Origin of the sequence: Komarekiella delphini-convector SJRDD-AB1, assembly GCF_014831675.1 — a bacterium.
Classification (GTDB): Bacteria; Cyanobacteriota; Cyanobacteriia; order Cyanobacteriales; family Nostocaceae; genus Komarekiella.
This window is the reverse complement of sequence record NZ_VJXY01000189.1, coordinates 1-1,071: the sequence shown is the minus strand read 5'-3', so window position 1 is coordinate 1,071 and position 1,071 is coordinate 1. Positions and strand designations below refer to the sequence as shown.

The 1,071-nt window shown below is 36.3% G+C and carries 1 protein-coding gene; it reads right to left on the bottom strand.

Annotation, left to right across the window (positions count from 1 at the left end; translation table 11 throughout):
* Window positions 1-984, bottom strand: a protein-coding gene (locus FNW02_RS38255; RefSeq protein WP_191762652.1) for an IS630 family transposase whose coding sequence is annotated in 2 segments (ribosomal slippage) — window positions 1-564 and window positions 564-984 — 985 coding nt annotated over the 2 segments. Because the reading frame shifts where the segments join, the coding sequence is not laid out codon by codon here. This gene is flagged as partial in the annotation.
* Window positions 985-1,071: the final 87 nt, after the last annotated feature.

The window sequence follows — 1,071 nt, the reverse complement described above, 5'->3', positions numbered from 1 at the left end:
AGTCAAAAAATTGACAATGAATTGAGATTTCAAATAACGCTTTGACTACAGTAAAAGAATGACAGAAAAAATAAAACTCTCTGATGAATCGTTTGGCGTGTAACCAAATATCTTCAACAGGATTTTGTTGTGGTGCATTTGGGGCAAATCGAAAGCAGGTCATCAGCCATTGTTCTTTTGATTTTTTGAAATTCAATGAATCCAGATAATCTTGAATTTCCTGCGAACGATGGTAGCTGGCACCATCCCAAACTATTAAAAGTCTTGCTCCTGGACGCTGTTGGCGGAGATATTTGAGGAATTGAATCGTGTTTTTAGAGTCACCTTTAGATGCGGCATAAGTAAGAAACTCTTTTGTTTTATAATCTAATGCCCCGAAATATGTTTGTTTATCACGAGCATTTACGACTGGGATTGATACTCGTTCACTAGTTTTACCCCAAACATATCCGATGATGTCCCCCCACAGTAAATGACATTCATCAACCATGAACACAACTAGCTGTCCTGACTCTATTTCTGGTCGTCGCTTCTCCAACAACTCACAAAGTTCTTTTTTTTTGAGGTGACAAATTCTGGGTCATGTTTTGGATTATTCGCGCTCGTTTTCTTCCAACTAATACGTGCTTCATTAAATAAATCATAGTAACTTTGTTTGGACTCAAACGTCACTCCATACTGAGATGCGATTTGGTACTCTAGCTCATTTAGAGTCCATTCATCCTTAGTTTGCAACCATTCAATCACCTCAGTATGCTGTTGTGCATCCAAAAATCCCTTGCTACCTTTATACGCTAACTTTAAACCTTCAACTCCATTTTGAAAAAATGCTTTTTTCCATGTACTTATAAAGCCTGATGAAACATTCAGTATTGGCATTATCTCTTTATGTTTGTATCCATACAGCAGCATTTTGACTGCCATTGCTCGTGTAATTTCACGTTGATCTAGGCTTTCTTTAATAAAATCTTCTAATGATTGTATCCACATCCCTGCATAACCATATTTTTGTACTAATTACTACTTTAGTACTTTTAAGCATTTTCTCATAACTGATTTAGGATTGCTATA